This window comes from Ensifer sp. Root142, from assembly GCF_001426785.1.
Classification (GTDB): Bacteria; Pseudomonadota; Alphaproteobacteria; order Rhizobiales; family Rhizobiaceae; genus Ensifer; species Ensifer canadensis.
Genome location: NZ_LMFK01000046.1, coordinates 230,188 through 246,032 on the forward strand (window position 1 = coordinate 230,188; position 15,845 = coordinate 246,032).

The 15,845-nt window shown below is 61.4% G+C and carries 15 protein-coding genes; 10 read left to right on the forward strand and 5 right to left on the reverse strand.

Annotated features, from left to right (window positions below; all coding sequences use genetic code 11):
* The first annotated feature begins 106 nt into the window (after positions 1 to 106).
* The 3 genes from acnA (at position 107) to ASD52_RS31595 (ending at position 4,572) form a co-directional block, all read left to right on the forward strand.
* On the forward strand, positions 107 to 2,797 hold the full coding sequence (gene acnA / locus ASD52_RS31585; protein WP_025425188.1) for an aconitate hydratase AcnA: 2,691 nt from the start codon (positions 107 to 109) through the stop codon (positions 2,795 to 2,797).
* 183 nt (positions 2,798 to 2,980) lie between these two features.
* A complete protein-coding gene (locus tag ASD52_RS31590) occupies positions 2,981 to 3,754 on the forward strand; it encodes a thioredoxin family protein (RefSeq protein WP_025425189.1) in 774 nt (257 codons plus the stop codon).
* A 413-nt stretch (positions 3,755 to 4,167) separates the two neighbouring features.
* Positions 4,168 to 4,572, forward strand: a complete 405-nt coding sequence (locus ASD52_RS31595) for a DUF2794 domain-containing protein (protein WP_038576579.1) — start codon at positions 4,168 to 4,170, stop codon at positions 4,570 to 4,572.
* Between the two features lie 67 nt (positions 4,573 to 4,639).
* On the opposite strand, the gene ASD52_RS31600 is transcribed toward ASD52_RS31595, so the two are convergent.
* The 4 genes from ASD52_RS31600 to ASD52_RS31615 all read right to left on the reverse strand — a co-directional run bounded on the left by ASD52_RS31600 (position 4,640) and on the right by ASD52_RS31615 (position 9,552).
* A complete protein-coding gene (locus ASD52_RS31600) occupies positions 4,640 to 5,197 on the reverse strand; it encodes a GNAT family N-acetyltransferase (protein WP_025425191.1) in 558 nt (185 codons plus the stop codon).
* A gap of 121 nt (positions 5,198 to 5,318) precedes the next feature.
* Positions 5,319 to 6,056 carry a Bax inhibitor-1/YccA family protein gene (locus ASD52_RS31605; protein ID WP_025425192.1) on the reverse strand — a complete coding sequence of 246 codons (738 nt, stop codon included), beginning with the start codon at positions 6,054 to 6,056 and terminating at the stop codon, positions 5,319 to 5,321.
* A 221-nt stretch (positions 6,057 to 6,277) separates the two neighbouring features.
* Positions 6,278 to 8,830, reverse strand: a complete 2,553-nt coding sequence (locus ASD52_RS31610; protein WP_057226458.1) for an ABC transporter permease — start codon at positions 8,828 to 8,830, stop codon at positions 6,278 to 6,280.
* Positions 8,827 to 9,552: an ABC transporter ATP-binding protein gene (locus tag ASD52_RS31615; RefSeq protein WP_025425194.1), complete on the reverse strand. Its 726-nt coding sequence runs from the start codon at positions 9,550 to 9,552 to the stop codon at positions 8,827 to 8,829. The genes ASD52_RS31610 and ASD52_RS31615 overlap by 4 nt, the downstream gene beginning before the upstream one ends.
* Before the next feature lie 67 nt (positions 9,553 to 9,619).
* Here ASD52_RS31615 and ASD52_RS31620 point away from each other — a divergent pair, with 67 nt between their 5' ends.
* Positions 9,620 to 10,261, forward strand: a complete 642-nt coding sequence (locus ASD52_RS31620) for an arylesterase (RefSeq protein ID WP_025425195.1) — start codon at positions 9,620 to 9,622, stop codon at positions 10,259 to 10,261.
* Positions 10,262 to 10,375: 114 nt separating this feature from the next.
* On the forward strand, positions 10,376 to 10,966 hold the full coding sequence (gene thpR, locus ASD52_RS31625) for an RNA 2',3'-cyclic phosphodiesterase (RefSeq protein WP_025425196.1): 591 nt from the start codon (positions 10,376 to 10,378) through the stop codon (positions 10,964 to 10,966).
* Here thpR and ASD52_RS31630 read toward each other — a convergent pair.
* A complete protein-coding gene (locus ASD52_RS31630; RefSeq protein WP_025425197.1) occupies positions 10,903 to 11,379 on the reverse strand; it encodes a low molecular weight protein-tyrosine-phosphatase in 477 nt (158 codons plus the stop codon). The two genes, thpR and ASD52_RS31630, sit on opposite strands and share 64 nt — an antisense overlap.
* Positions 11,380 to 11,465: 86 nt before the next feature.
* Between ASD52_RS31630 and ASD52_RS31635 the strand changes: the two genes are divergently transcribed.
* From ASD52_RS31635 to ASD52_RS31655, 5 genes are all read left to right on the forward strand, one after another.
* Positions 11,466 to 11,783: a 4a-hydroxytetrahydrobiopterin dehydratase gene (locus ASD52_RS31635; RefSeq protein WP_025425198.1), complete on the forward strand. Its 318-nt coding sequence runs from the start codon at positions 11,466 to 11,468 to the stop codon at positions 11,781 to 11,783.
* 61 nt (positions 11,784 to 11,844) lie between these two features.
* On the forward strand, positions 11,845 to 12,222 hold the full coding sequence (locus ASD52_RS31640) for a YkvA family protein (protein WP_025425199.1): 378 nt from the start codon (positions 11,845 to 11,847) through the stop codon (positions 12,220 to 12,222).
* A 408-nt stretch (positions 12,223 to 12,630) separates the two neighbouring features.
* Positions 12,631 to 13,134, forward strand: a complete 504-nt coding sequence (locus ASD52_RS31645) for an invasion associated locus B family protein (RefSeq protein WP_025425200.1) — start codon at positions 12,631 to 12,633, stop codon at positions 13,132 to 13,134.
* Positions 13,135 to 13,368: 234 nt separating this feature from the next.
* Complete coding sequence (gene rlmN, locus ASD52_RS31650) at positions 13,369 to 14,604, forward strand: 23S rRNA (adenine(2503)-C(2))-methyltransferase RlmN (RefSeq protein ID WP_025425201.1); 1,236 nt, start codon at positions 13,369 to 13,371, stop codon at positions 14,602 to 14,604.
* 215 nt (positions 14,605 to 14,819) lie between these two features.
* Positions 14,820 to 15,773 (forward strand): ABC transporter substrate-binding protein, encoded by a 954-nt coding sequence (locus ASD52_RS31655; protein WP_025425202.1) that lies wholly within the window; start codon positions 14,820 to 14,822, stop codon positions 15,771 to 15,773.
* Positions 15,774 to 15,845: the final 72 nt, after the last annotated feature.

Here is a 15,845-nt window from a genome sequence, read left to right on the forward strand (position 1 = left end):
GTACGGACAGCGGAAATGGCCGCACCCGCATCCCAATTCGCGCTTCATTGCGCTCGGGCGTTCGTACGTCAGTTTTTGGCGATCAGACGGAACGGGGTATTATCCAGTGTCCAAGTCCCTAGACAGTTTCAATTGTCGCTCCACGCTCACCGTCAACGGTGTCGACTACGTCTATTACAGCCTGCCCAAGGCTGAGGCGAACGGTCTTGCCGGCGTTTCGAAGCTCCCCTACTCGATGAAGGTGCTGCTCGAAAACCTGCTGCGCAACGAAGACGGCCGCTCCGTCACCAAGAAGGACATCGAGAACGTCGCAGCCTGGCTGAACGACAAGGGCACCGCCGAAAACGAAATCGCCTACCGCCCGGCCCGCGTTCTGATGCAGGACTTCACCGGCGTTCCCGCCGTTGTCGACCTCGCTGCCATGCGCGACGCCATGGTGTCGCTTGGTGGCGATCCGGAAAAGATCAACCCGCTGGTGCCCGTCGACCTCGTCATCGACCACTCGGTTATCGTCGACGAATTCGGCACTCCGAACGCCTTTGCCCGCAACGTCGAGCTGGAATACCAGCGCAACGGCGAGCGTTACCGCTTCCTGAAGTGGGGCCAGCAGGCGTTCAAGAACTTCCGCGTCGTGCCGCCCGGCACCGGTATCTGTCACCAGGTCAATCTGGAATATCTGGGCCAGACTGTCTGGACCCGTGAAGAAGACGGCGAAATCACGGCCTACCCGGACACCTGCGTCGGCACCGACAGCCACACGACGATGATCAACGGCCTCGGCGTTCTCGGCTGGGGCGTCGGCGGCATCGAGGCTGAAGCCGCGATGCTCGGCCAGCCGGTCTCCATGCTGCTGCCCGAGGTCATCGGCTTCAAGCTCACGGGCAAGCTCAAGGAAGGCGTGACGGCGACCGACCTCGTGCTGATGGTCGTGCAGATGCTGCGCAAGAAGGGTGTTGTTTCGAAGTTCGTCGAATTCTTCGGCCCCGGCCTCGACAACATGACGCTCGCCGACCGCGCCACCATCGGCAACATGGGTCCGGAATACGGCGCCACCTGCGGCTTCTTCCCGGTCGACAGCGAAACCATCAACTACCTCACCATGTCCGGCCGCGAAGAACAGCGCATTTCGCTGGTCGAAGCCTACTCCAAGGCTCAAGGGATGTGGCGCGATGGTGACGGCTCCGAGCTGGTGTTCACCGACACGCTCGAACTCGACCTCGGCGACGTTGTTCCGGCCATGGCCGGTCCGAAGCGTCCGGAAGGCCGCATCCCGCTGGAAAGCATTGCATCCGGTTTCGCAACCGCCCTCGAAGGCGACTACAAGAAGCCGGGCCAGCTTTCGAACCGCTACGCTGTCGAAGGCACCGACTTCGATCTCGGCCATGGCGACGTTGCCATCGCTGCGATCACGTCGTGCACCAACACGTCCAACCCGTCGGTTCTGATCGCCGCCGGCCTTCTCGCCCGCAACGCCGTTGCCAAGGGCCTGAAGTCCAAGCCGTGGGTCAAGACCTCGCTTGCACCGGGATCGCAGGTCGTCGGCGAATACCTCGCCAAGTCGGGCCTGCAGAAGGACCTCGACGCGCTTGGCTTCAACCTCGTCGGCTTCGGCTGCACCACCTGCATCGGCAACTCCGGTCCGCTGCCGGCCCCGATCTCCAAGACGATCAACGACAAGGGCCTGATTGCCGCCGGCGTTCTCTCCGGCAACCGCAACTTCGAAGGCCGTATTTCGCCGGACGTTCAGGCCAACTACCTCGCCTCGCCGCCGCTCGTCGTCGCCTATGCACTCGCCGGAACGGTTCAGAAGGACCTGACCAACGAGCCGCTCGGCGAAGATCGGGACGGCAACCCGGTCTTCCTCAAGGACATCTGGCCGACCTCCAAGGAAATCCAGGAGTTCATCTTCAAGTACGTGACCCGCGAACTCTACGCGACCAAGTACGCCGACGTGTTCAAGGGCGACGAAAACTGGCAGGCCGTTCAGGTTCCTCCGGGCCAGACCTACGCCTGGGACGATGGTTCGACCTACGTGCAGAACCCGCCCTACTTCGTTGGCATGGGCAAGTCCGGCTTGGGCATCTCCGATATCAAGGGTGCTCGCGTTCTCGGCCTGTTCGGCGACAAGATCACCACCGACCACATCTCGCCGGCCGGTTCGATCAAGGCGGCTTCGCCGGCCGGTTCGTACCTCATCGACCATGGCGTCGGCGTCGCCGACTTCAACCAGTACGGTACGCGTCGCGGCAACCATGAGGTGATGATGCGCGGCACCTTTGCCAACATCCGCATCCGCAACCACATGCTCGGCCCGAACGGCAAGGAAGGTGGCTACACCATCCACTATCCGTCGAAGGAAGAGATGTCGATCTACGATGCGGCCATGCAGTACAAGGAAGAGGGCGTTCCGCTCGTCATCTTCGCCGGCGTCGAATACGGCAATGGCTCGTCGCGCGACTGGGCTGCAAAGGGCACCAACCTGCTCGGCGTCAAGGCCGTGATCGCCCAGTCCTTCGAGCGTATCCACCGCTCGAACCTGGTCGGCATGGGCGTCATCCCGTTCGTCTTCGAACAGGGAACGACTTGGGAATCGCTGGCCTTGAAGGGCGACGAGATCGTCACGATCGACAATCTCGCCAACGTTCAGCCGCGCGAAAAGCGCGTCGCCAAGATCACCTATGGCGACGGCAGCGTGAAGGACGTTCCGCTCGTTTGCCGCATCGATACGCTCGATGAAGTCACCTACGTCAACAATGGCGGCATCCTGCAGACGGTTCTGCGCGACCTCGCCGCCTGATCGCTCTGGTTGCTTGAAACATTGAAAGGCCGGGATACCGCAAGGTGTCCCGGCCTTTTCACGTTTCCTATAGGTTGCCTGCCCATATCCTCACTCCAACGTGACTTCCCGTTGAAGCATCGGCGTCGTATGTAATGGACTTCCCCGTGAAGTAGGCCTGTCGGCCGCCAATGAAGTGACGCCATGACATTCGCAGACAGATATTTCCTTCGCCCCGTTGCAATGGCTTTCGGGCTTTTTGCTGCAGCGTCGGTTCCGGCTATGGCTGAGGATGGCAAGGTTATCAAAGGCGTCGTCGAACTCTTCACCAGCCAGGGCTGTTCCTCCTGCCCTCCAGCCGATGCCGCCTTGAAGAAGCTGGTCGATGACGGCGACGTGGTGGCGCTGTCCTATCACGTCGACTACTGGAACTATCTCGGTTGGAAAGACACGCTCGCCTCGACAGAGAACACAGACCGGCAATATGCCTATGCCCGCATGCTGGGTCGAAATGGCGTCTACACACCGCAGGCGATCCTCAACGGTCGCGACCACGTCAACGGCGCCAATCTGCAGGCGATCAAATCCCGGCTCGACGCCATGAAGACCGCCGGCAAGGGGCTTGCCGTTCCGGTTGATGCGAAGATCAACGGCGAGGAGATTTCGATCAAGGTCGGCGCGGGTGACGGCAAGGCAAATGTCGTCGTCGTCTATTTCGACCGGGCGAAGATCGTCAATGTCGAGAAAGGCGAAAACAGCGGCAAGAAGATCGCCTACTGGCACGCAGTGCGCGATATCCAGACCATTGGCATGTGGGATGGCAAGCCTGCGACCTTCACCCTGCCTGCAACCGTCCTGACGGAGCAGCGTGGCAAAAGCGGCTGCGCGGTGCTGTTGCAGTCGATGAAAGATGCTGAAACCCCGGGCGCGATCATCGGCGCGACTGCCGTGCTCGCCGGCCCGCAGGGCAAACTGTGAGCGGCTGCAGGACGCTTTAAGTCGGAATCGATTTAGGGAAAATAGGCGGCATGCCTGAACCATTACAGCGTCCTTTGCGCGTCATACTTGACGCGCGGCGCTGTAATGGTTGGTTCGGCCCGGCAGCATCGAGGGGCTGGGGCTGAGGGTTCGAAGTTACCGGACCGAACCGGCCATGACTGCGTTCTTTGAAGGTCACGCAGCATGACGATCTGACCGGACATACGGTGGCAACGACTCTGTCCGTCAGCGCCCGCGAGTTTTGCGGTGAATTGGGGCGGCGATTTGACTGAAATGGGGCAGAGGCAAGAAATGCCATCTGCACCCAGCGGCTCCGGCCGGTTCCGGCTTGCTTTTCGGCTCGTGTCAGGCAAACTGTTATCGTTCTGTCACAACAGAAGGCCGGATTGCCGATGACCGATGAGCCGGATCTGCCGCGAGGCGAGGCGCGACATCAGCGCCAGACCACTTCTGAAGTGGTCGTCGATCTCTCGGAATACAAGAACGCCCGGAATGCTCCTCCCATCACCTTTCACCGCCGAGAACTCGACCAGATCCTGTGGGTCTACGGCCGCATGGTCGGCGAAGGCGAATGGCGCGACTACGCCATTGACCACCTGAAGGACCGCGCCGTCTTCTCCGTTTTCAAGCGCGCGGGCGAGATGCCTCTCTTCCGCATCGAAAAAAACCCGAAGCTGGCGGCCAAGCAAGGTGCCTTTAGCGTGCTCAACGTCCACGGCACGATTCTGAAGCGCGGGCACGAGCTCGGACAGGTCCTGAAGGTTTTCGACAAGGCGCTCAAGCTGGTCGAAACCTGAGACGCCACATCGGAACGATCGGAGAGTCAGGCCCACATGCCGGCTCTGGCTTCGCTGACATCTGCCCTCAGGCTTGATAAAGCGTATCCGGGTAGACGCCCTCGGGCGGATCGCTCGTCGCTCGATCGCCCAGCGCAAGCTGCATGATCGCGGTATCGAGCCACCGTCCATGCTTGAAGCCGGTCGCCTTCATCAGCCCATGATGTTCGAAACCCAATGATTGATGGACCGCGATCGATGCGGGATGGGCACCGCCGATGACCGCCACCATCTGGCGAAATCCAAGCGCCGTGCAGCGGCGAACAAGCTCGGCGAGCAGCATCCTTCCTGCCCCCTTCCCCCGTGCCGAAGGCGCCAGGTAGATCGAATCCTCGACCAGGAAGCGATAGGCCGTCCGCGTGCGGAAGGCCGAGGCATAGGCGTAGCCGATGATCATGCCCGCCGCGTCGATCGCGACGATGTAGGGATAACCATGGCCGACGATGGTGGAGAAGCGCGCTGCCATTTCCGCCTGCGACGGAGGCGCGACCTCATAGGTCGCCACGCCGTTCAGAACGGATTCGCGATAGATCTCGGCAATGGTGGGCAGATCGGAGACGGTGGCGTCGCGCAGGGTCAGGGACATGGAAGGATCTTGACGGTTGGATTTTTTCATTCAGTCACATGGATCGCACCCGTGGATCAAGCCCTTTTCCGGGCAACAAAAAAGGCGGCCGAAGCCGCCTTTTCCGTCAATCTCTTCAGGCTTAGTTGTTCCGGTTGCCCATGAACTGCAGCATGAACATGAACAGGTTGATGAAGTCGAGGTAGAGCGTCAGCGCGCCCATGATCGCCTTGCGGCCAGCAACGGTGCTGTCGTCGGCATCGTAGTACATTTCCTTGATCTTCTGCGTGTCGTAGGCGGTGAGGCCTGCGAAGATCAGCACGCCGATCACGGAGATTGCGAAGCCGAGTGCCGAAGAGCCGAGGAAGATGTTGACGATCGACGCGATGATGACGCCGAACAGACCCATGATCAGGAACGAGCCCATGCCGGACAGGTCCTTCTTCGTGGTGTAGCCGTAGAGCGACAGTGCACCAAACGAGGCGGCGGTCACGAAGAACGTCTGCACGATGCTCTGGCCGGTAAAGACCATGAAGATCGACGACAGCGAAACGCCCATCAGGGCCGCATAGACCCAGAACGTCATCTGCGCGGCAGAAACGCTCATGCTATTGATGCGGAAGCTCATGAAGAACACGAGACCCAGCGGAGCGAGCATGACGACCCATCTCAGGGGCGACGCATAGAGAAGTTGGGCGAATGCCGGATTGGAGACGGCAAGCGCGAATGTTCCGTAAGCTGCCAGGCCGGTGATCGCCAGGCCGAGGGCCATCAAGTTGTAGACCTTCAGCATGTAGGTGCGAAGGCCTTCGTCGATCACGGCACCCGCCTGAGCGCCGGCGGGCGACATTCGGGTTTGGTAGTTTCTCAGATCAGCCATTGTTTCCTCATTTAAGCCCCGGTTGAACTTACGGTGTCGGGCGGATGACCTGACCGATCGGCCATCATCCCATGCCCAGGCGCCGCTGCGGGGCTCCAGCATGCCTGTGGATAAATATGATGCCGAAAGCCCTTGCGTACAAGACCTTCAGACCCGTGATTCGGCACAGCCTGGGCGTTTATGGCCTTGTATGACAGGGATTTACGGTTAACTCCGTCCGCTCAGAGCTCCCGCAGGACCGGCGCCGCCTTCTGACCCAGCACACGCCAGGTGCCGGCAAGCCCGATGCCAACAGTCATCACCAGCGCAATGACGACCGTGGCAACCGCAACATCCGGCAGGAAACTCGACGGCAGCTTCATGATCCGGCTGACGACGTACCAGGCGGAGACGCCGCCCGCAAACAGCGCAAAGACCGCGGTTGCAAGGCCAAGGATGATGTATTCGTAGCTGAAGGCACGGATCAGCGTGGCGCGCGTGGCGCCCAGCGTCTTCAGCACCACCGCATCGTGGATGCGCGCCCGATTGCCGGCAGCAAGCGCGCCGGCCAGCACCAGGACGGAGGCGACGAGCGCGACGGCGGCGGCAGCACGGATCGCCGTTGCCAGCTGCCCGAGAAGCGCGTTCACAATGTCGAGAGCATCCTTTACCCGCACGCTGGTGATCGTCGGATAGGCGTTGGTCACGGCTTTCAGCACCGTCGCCTCCTCCTCCTGCGTCGCGCCGGGATCGATCACCGTTGCGAGCCACGCATGCGGAGCGCCGGCAAAGGTGTTGGGCGAGAATACCATCACGAAGTTGATCGACAGCGATTCCCATTCGACATTGCGGAAGTTGGCGATCTTGGCGGTGATGTTGCGGCCAAGCACGTTGACCATCACCATGTCGCCGATCTTCAATCCGAGCTCGCGCGCCTCTTCCGCCGAAAACGACACCAGCGGCTCGCCGCTATGGTCGGGCGCCCACCAGCTGCCTTCTGCAAGCGTCGAATTCTCCGGCTTGTTCTTGGCATAGGTGATGCCGCGGTCGCCGCGCAGCACCCACTGGCCACTCGGCGGGACGTTGCGACTGTTCACGTCCTCGCCGTTGAAGGCGACGATACGGCCGCGCAGCATAGGCACTTCGATGACCTTGCCATCAGGCATCGATCCGTTGAGCAGCGCGCGGAACCCCTCGATTTCGCTTCCCTGGATATCGACGAAGAAGAAATTGGGCGCCCGCTCGGCCATGCTGCCGGTCAGTTCGCGCCGAAGATTGCCGTCGATCAACGCAAGCGTGACGAGAAGCGCAAGACCGAGGCCGAGCGACAGCACCACCGAAGGCGTGAGCGCGCCCGGTCGATGGATGTTGCCGATCGCCAGCCGTAACGACGGCGAGTTGACGCGCGGGCTACGGCGCGCAAGCCATGAGATCAGCAGCGAGACGAGACGCAGAACGATGAAGGCGAAGGCGATCGCGCCGAGGAACACGAGCGAGATGTAGCGGTCATAGGCGGTCCAGATGGCAAGTCCTGCAAGCGCGCCCAGGCAGGCGAACGCGCCGACCAGATAGGGCCATGCGGGAAAGCCCGAGGGGTCGAAGCCCTGCTGGCGAAAGAGCGCTGTCGCCGGGATGCCGCGTGCGCGGCCGAGCGGAAGGATGGCGAACGCAAGCGCCGTCAACACGCCGAACAGGGCGGCGATGCCGAGCGCACCGGGATAGAGCCTGAACTCCGTCGAAATCGGTAGCAGATCGGCAAGAAACTGTGCGGCGACGAAGGGAATGAGCGCACCGAGAACAAGCCCTATGGCGATGCCGATCAGAGCGATCAGGAGGATCTGCGACAGATAGATCATCGCCACCAGCGAGGCAGGCGCACCTAGGCACTTGAAGGTGGCTATGACGCTGCGCTTCTGGTCGAGATAGGCGCGCACGGCATTGGCGACACCAACGCCGCCGACGATCAGGGCCGTCAACCCGACAAGCGTCAGGAACTGCGAAAAACGGGTGATATTGGCGGTCAGCGACGGGGCCGCGTTGGAGCTGGTGCGGATCGACCAGCCGGCCGACGGAAAGCGCGTCTCGGCGTCGCCGCGGACCGCGTCGACCCGGGTCGGATCGCTCACCTTCACCTTGTAGCCGTGTTCGACAAGACTTCCCGTCTGCACGAGACCCGATGCGTTGAGCGTTTCATCCGAAACCATCAGGCGCGGTGCGAAGCCGAATCCGTCGGAGAGCGCATCCGGCTCGCGCACGATCTTGCCTGAAATCTTGATGCGGGCATTGCCCAGCAGGATTTCATCACCGACGGAAATGCCGAGGCGATCAAGCAACAGCGGTGCGGCCACCGCACCGAACACGTCGCCCTGCCGCGCCAGCAGACTGCCAAGCGGCTGATCCGGTTGGCTTTCCAGCTTGCCATAGAGCGGATAGGCTGCATCGACGGCTTTCAACTCGACGAGTGCCTGGTTCGATCCATCGGGCAAACGCGCCATGGAGCGAAGGCCCGCTGAAACCGAGACGGGTCCGAGCCCGTCGAGGAACGCGCGCTCCTCTGTCGTTGCCACCCGGTTGTTGAGCTCGAAGCGGATGTCGCCGGCAAGCAGCTCGCGCCCCTGGGACGCGATCGTCGCGGTGATCGATTGCGACAGCGAGTTGACGCCGGCGATCGCCGCCGTGCCAAGCGCGATGCAGGCGAGGAAGATATAGAACCCCTTGAGGCCGCCGCGCATTTCGCGCAACGCCAGCCGCAGGGCGAGCAGTGGGCGCAGTCGGATCGCGAGGGCCTCGCTCATGCGGATGCCGCTTCCTGGCGCTGCGTTTCGACGACCGGTTCGAACGCGCCACTGGAAATGATCTCGCCGGAGCGCACCCGCACCTGCCGCGAGCAACGGGCCGCGAGCGCTGCGTCATGGGTGACCAGCACCAGTGTCATGCCCCGGTCACGCTGTTCGGCGAAAAGCAGATCGGCGATCTGCCGGCCCGTCTCGTCATCGAGATTGCCGGTCGGCTCATCGGCGATCAGCAGCTTCGGCGACGGCGCGAGTGCACGGGCGATCGCCACGCGCTGCTGCTCGCCGCCGGAAAGCTGGCCGGGATAGTGGCTCAAGCGCTCGCCGAGGCCGACGGCCACAAGCTCCTTGCGCGCGATCTCGAAGGCGCCGGGAACATTGGCGAGTTCGAGCGGCACGGCAACGTTTTCGAGGGCTGTCATGTTGGGGATGAGGTGGAAGGATTGGAAGACGATGCCGATGTTGCGCCCGCGGAAGTCGGCGACCCTGTCCTCGTTCAGCCGGTGCAGCGGCGTGCCGTCGATAATGATTTCGCCGCGGTCCAGCCGTTCAAGGCCAGCCAGCACCATCAGCAGCGTCGACTTGCCCGAACCGGAAGGCCCGACGATGCCGACGGACTCGCCGGCGTCGATTGTCAGGCTCATGCCTTTCAGCACATGCACCGAGGCCGCGGCTTCGCCGAGGGTGAGGTCGGCATTTTTGAGCTCGATGATGGTACTGGCCAAGCGAAACAATCCTATATGAAACGGAAAGGGAATAAGAAAACAGCACCCGCGATTTAGGAACAGACCCATGGCATTAAAAGGATTTCAACGGTTTTTCTTGGGGCTCGCAATGACAATTGCGTTATCGGCGGCAGCACGGGCCGAAACGATCAGCCTCGTCGGCTTCGGCGACAGCCTGATGGCGGGTTATCAGCTGCCTCCCGAGGATGCCTTCCCGGCCCGGCTTGAAAAGGCGTTGAAGCAAAAGGGCCTCGATGTCACGGTGGCGAACGCCGGCGTTTCTGGCGACACCAGCTCAGGCGGCCTTGCGCGCATCGACTGGTCGATACCCGACGGCACCAAGGGTGTCATCCTGGAGCTTGGCGCCAACGACGCGTTGCGCGGCATTCCGCCGGAAGAAACCCGCAAGAACATCGAGGCGATGATTTCACGATTGAAGGAGCGCGGCATCGCCGTGCTGCTCGCCGGCATGATGGCGCCGCCGAACATGGGTGCCGACTATGCCGCCCGGTTCAATCCGATCTATCCGGAACTCGCAGAGAAATACGGGCTGCAGCTCTACCCCTTCTTCCTCGACGGCGTTGTCACCGACGCAGCACTCAAGCTTGAGGACGGCATGCACCCGAACGGCAACGGCGTCGGCACGATGGTCGATAAGGCGCTGCCCGTGGTCGAACGTTTCATTGCAACATTGTCAAAGGCGGAGTGAACAAATCATCCACAGTTAAGAGAGTGTTAATATTCGCAAGCGTCAAATAGTAGTTGCCTGCAGACTCGATGCGTGATTCGCTGAGACATCTGCAAGAGATTCGGGGAGCTCGCCATGCCGAGACTATTCACCGCCCTCGAAATTCCGCGCAATGTTGCGATGAGTCTTTCATTGCTGCGCGGAGGTCTTCCCGGAGCTCGCTGGATCGATGTGGAGAACTACCACATCACCTTGCGCTTCATTGGTGACGTCGACTGGCGCACCGCAGACGAGATCATCGACAAGCTTGACCGGATCGAAAGACCGGAATTCCAGCTGCAACTGACCGGCACCGGCGCCTTCGGCTCGAAGAAGCCACACTCGGTCTGGGCTGGGGTCAGCAATCACCCGGAAATGTACGCGCTGCAGGCCGAAATCGAGCGCATCTGCCAGAGGCTGCGGCTGCCGGCCGACCCGCGCAAGTTCACGCCGCATGTCACGCTTGCAAGGCTGCGCTCCAGCCGCGTCGAGGATGTGGTCGAATATCTCTCCGGACGCGGCAACTTCATGGCCTCACCCTTCACCGTCTCACGTTTCGTGCTTTTGTCGTCGCGCGATTCCGTCGGCGGCGGCCCCTACCTCACCGAAGAGGTGTTTCCGCTTCACGAAGTCCGCTCTTCCAGCCTTTCCAGCAACGACGAGCATCCGGCCTCCAACATCTGGTAAAGGCGTTTGAACGCTTCGGGACCGTCATAATAGGGATCAGGAACGTCCTGGTCCCGCCCCGAAGCGTAGCTCAGAAACAGATCGATCCTGTCTTCAAGCCCCGCCGGCGCGAGCTGGCGAAGCGTCTTGACGTTCTCCCCATCCATGCCGAGGATCAGGTCGAACGCCGCAAAGTCGGCCTTTGAAACCTTGCGCCCGCGAAGGCCGGAAATGTCGATGCCGTGCCGGCGCGCCGCCTCGATCGACCGGCGGTCCGGTGGATCGCCGATATGCCACCCACCCGTACCGGCAGAATCGACAGAAATCTGTGACGCCAGACCCTTTTGCGCCGCGAGCTCGCGCAGCACGCCTTCAGCCAGAGGTGACCGGCAGATATTGCCGAGACAAACAAAAAGAATTCGGACCGGTTTCATGCTATCCATTTCAAGGAGATAAGAGGCCAGCCGACTTATACGCGGCGGCACAGCCTTGGAACAGACGCGGTGAAAGGGAGGAACGGATGAGGCCGGAGAAACTCGACGAGGCGGCAATCGCCGAGCATTTGCACAAGATGGAAGGGTGGGTGCGCGCCGAAGACGGCGCCTCCATCTGGAAAGCTTTTCGCTTCAAGAATTTCGTCGAGGCTTTCGGCTTCATGACGGAGATGGCGATCGTTGCCGAAAAGCTCGATCATCACCCGGAATGGTTCAACGTCTACAACCGCGTCGACGTGACGCTCACGACGCACGACGCCAGCGGCCTCACCGAACTGGACTTCAAGCTGGCTGCCAGAATGGACAAGGCTGCGGCCGGCCGCATGCCCGACCATTTGAAATAGATTTTGAAATGGATCTGGCACTTCCCATATTGTTGAGCGTTGCAACATCGGAAGCGAGGCGATGGACGACGTAAAGATTGGTGAAATTCTCCTGCCCGGCGAAGAATCCGAACAGGAGCGCAGGGAAAAGCGCGTCAAGCGACGCTTCTGGCCGACCTTTCGCCGCGCCGCCCGGCAGATACCGTTCAGCCGGGAACTCGTGGCTGCCTATTATTGCGCGATCGACCCGAAGACGCCGACGCGCACGCGCGGCATCCTGCTGGCGGCACTGGCCTATTTCGTGCTGCCGCTCGACTTCCTTCCCGATGTGCTCGCCGTCGTCGGATTTTCCGATGATGTCGCGGTTCTGACTGCCGCCTTTGCCGCCATCAGCGGGCAAATCAAGGAAGCCCACTACCTCAAGGCCGACGAGACGCTGGCCGACAATCCCGAGGAATGACCGCGGAAAATGCGGTCCGTCCGTGTGTCCGCCGTATTCCTGCCCAAAAGTCAAACTCTTGCCCAATTCTTTGTGGCATAGACATTTTGGAACGACACGCATCGAAACGTCTTGGTTGAGACGCGCGTTGTTTGGAATGGCATGGGGCAGGAAACGATCCGGAAGAGCTGTTCGAGGCGCCGAACACTCGACGCCGGAAGAGCGCTCCAAAAAATTGACGGACGGCAGATCTGCGGATGCTGGAGCGAAGGCGACAAATGCTTCGTTTCGGGGCTGAAACCAGCGGATTTTGGCCCTCGTTGACGGTTTGGTAACCTGAATTAAGTCACAACAATTGAAATCATGACTACGCGTCGCCCGTCTGACCTGTTTCGGGTGATCGAAAAGCAAGAAAAGCGGCAGGACCTCATGTTTGTAAGAAAGATCGCAACCGCAATCGCACTCGTTCTGGCAACCGCCAGCATGGCTGCCGCCCAGTCTCCGACGCGCATCCAGCAGTTCAACGCCTGGGGCGCCTATTCCTACAATTCCGGCGGCGGCAAGGTCTGCTATGTCCTGTCGGTTCCGAAGGAAAAGAGCCCGGCCGGCGTCGACCACGGCGACATCTTCTTCCTCGTTTCCCAGCGCCCCGGCCAGAACATCAGCTACGAGCCGCAGGCCATGATGGGCTACCCGCTGCAGGAGAACTCGAAGGTCAACGTCGTCATCGACGGCCGCACCTTCGTGATGTTCACCAAGGGCAACTCTGCCTGGGTCGAGAACGCCGCTGAAGAGCCGGCGCTCGTTGCCGCGATGAAGACCGGCAAGGCGATGTCGGTCAACGCCAAGTCGCGCAAGGGCACCACGACCACCTACGCCTATTCGCTGTCGGGCATCTCGGCTGCACTGAAGCAGATCGAAGCCTGCAAGTAGGCTCTCGCCACTTTGGCAGAACACAAGGCCGGCGCCTGACGCCGGCCTTTTTGCATTCAGGATTGACGCCTGCGCGTGACTCTTGAGCAAAACAATGCTACAGCCCCGGCAAATTAAGAGCCCCCGCGCCCTATTGGCCGCGCTTGAAGGCTCGACCGATTTCAATTCGAGCATCAGGACAATCTCCGGACCCTTCTCCGGACGGGCGTTTTCTGTACGACAGGACACCAGAGCATGGCAGCCACTGAAATCTTGAACCGGGTGGATACCGTCAAGGCACCGCAGGCGCGCATCGCACCGCAGGCCGAGAAGCCTTCGCTGATCGGGCTGTTGCGCGAGGACATGGCCAAGGCCCTGGTCGAAAAAGGTATTCCCGAGCGTCAGGTGAAGATGCGCGTCAGCCAGCTCTGGCACTGGCTCTACGTGCGCGGTGTTTCCGACTTCGACGAGATGCTGAACGTCTCGAAGGACATGCGCGAGATGCTGAAGCAGCATTTCACCATCGCCCGGCCGGAGATCGTCGAGGAGCAGACCTCGGGCGACGGCACCCGCAAGTGGCTGCTGCGCTTTCCCGCCCGCGGCGCCGGCCGCCCGGTCGAGATCGAAACGGTCTACATCCCCGAAGAGGGCCGCGGCACGCTCTGCATCTCCAGCCAGGTCGGCTGCACGCTCACCTGTTCCTTCTGTCACACCGGCACGCAGAAGCTGGTGCGCAACCTGACGGCCGAGGAAATCCTGGCGCAGCTGCTGCTCGCGCGCGACCGGCTCGGCGACTTCCCGGAGCGCGACACGCCCCAGGGCGCGATCGTGCCGGCGGAAGGCCGCAAGATCACCAACATCGTCATGATGGGCATGGGCGAGCCGCTCTACAATTTCGAGGAGGTCAAGACCGCCCTGTTGATCGCCTCCGACGGCGAGGGCCTGTCGCTCTCCAAGCGCCGCATCACGCTTTCGACCTCCGGCATCGTGCCCGAGATCTATAGGACCGGCGACGAGATCGGTGTCATGCTGGCGATCTCGCTGCATGCGGTGCGCGACGACCTGCGCGACATGCTAGTGCCGATCAACAAGAAATATCCGCTGAAGGAACTGATGGATGCCTGTCGCGCCTATCCGGGCCTGTCGAACGCGCGCCGCATCACCTTCGAATATGTGATGCTCAAGGACGTCAACGACAGCCTCGAGGACGCCAAGGAACTGGTGAAGCTCTTGAAGGGCGTGCCGGCGAAGATCAACCTCATTCCGTTCAACCCTTGGCCGGGCACCAACTACCAGTGTTCCGAGTGGGAGCAGATCGAGAAATTCGCCGATTTCATCAACCAGGCGGGCTACGCCTCGCCGATCCGCACGCCGCGCGGCCGCGACATCCTGGCCGCCTGCGGCCAGCTGAAGTCCGAATCCGAGCGCATGCGCAAGGTCGACCGGCTCGCCTTCGAAGCAATGATGATTGCCAATCACGGCGAGGACTGAGCCATCAGGTGGGTGCGGCGCGGTTTTCCGCCCGCATTTCACCTTTCACGACTCAAAGACGATCGCAACGCCCTCGGATTGTGTCGATCCGCACCATCTCAACCGCAGGCATGTCGTGATCGATGAAGAACTTTGATGGGTGATGCAGTTCCTATCGATTGATTTCATGTCACCGGTTTCCTAAGAAAGCGGGCAATCAATCTAGGAGGACACCCATGCGCTCACTTCTCGTCGCCCTTGCCGCCACGGTGGCATTTACCCTGCCCGCACGCGCCGATGAGGTGACCGTCGCCGTAACCGCGATCGTCGAACACCCGGCTCTCGATGCCGCACGCGACGGTGTGAAGGACGCGCTGGCCGCAGCCGGCTACAAGGAGGGCGAAAACCTCAAGTTCCTCTACGAGTCCGCCCAAGGCAACCCGGCGACCGCAGCACAGATCGCCCGCCAGTTCGCCGGTGAAGCGCCTAATGTCATCGTTCCGATCTCGACCCCGTCGGCCCAGGCCGTCGTGTCCTCGACGCGCGATATTCCGGTGGTCTTCACCGCCGTGTCCGACCCGATCGGCGCACAACTGGTCAAGGACATGGACAAGCCGGGCGGCAACGTCACCGGTCTTTCCGACATGTCGCCGGTCGCCGAGCACGTCGCGCTGATCAAGGAAATCCTGCCGAACGCCAAGTCGATCGGCTACCTCTACAACTCCGGCGAAGCCAACTCCGTGTCGCTTCTGGCAGTCTTGAAGACGGAAGCCGAAAAGGCCGGCCTGACCGTGGTCGAATCCGCGGCAACGAAGTCGGCCGAAGTCCAGGGTGCGGCCCGCGCACTCGTCGGCCGCGCCGACGTGATCTACGTTCCGACCGATAACACGATCATCTCCGCGCTCGAAGGTGCGATCGCCGTGGCTGAGGAAGCCAAGTTGCCGCTCCTCACCGCTGACACGGATTCGGTCGCGCGCGGCTCGCTCGCGGCTCTCGGCTTCAACTACTACGATGTCGGCAAGCAGACCGGCGAAATCGTCGTTCGCATCCTCAAGGGCGAAAACCCGGGTGATATCGCCGTCAAGGTTGCCGCCGGTTCCGACCTGGTGATCAACAAGAAGGCCGCTGAAAAGATGGGCGTCACCCTTCCGGAAAGTGTCGTCAAGCGCGCTACACGCGTTGTCGAATAAGGCTTTGAGCCTTTTCAGGTTCAAGTTTATTGCGTTTTGGCCGCCCTCGTTCCATACGAGGGCGGTTCGTTA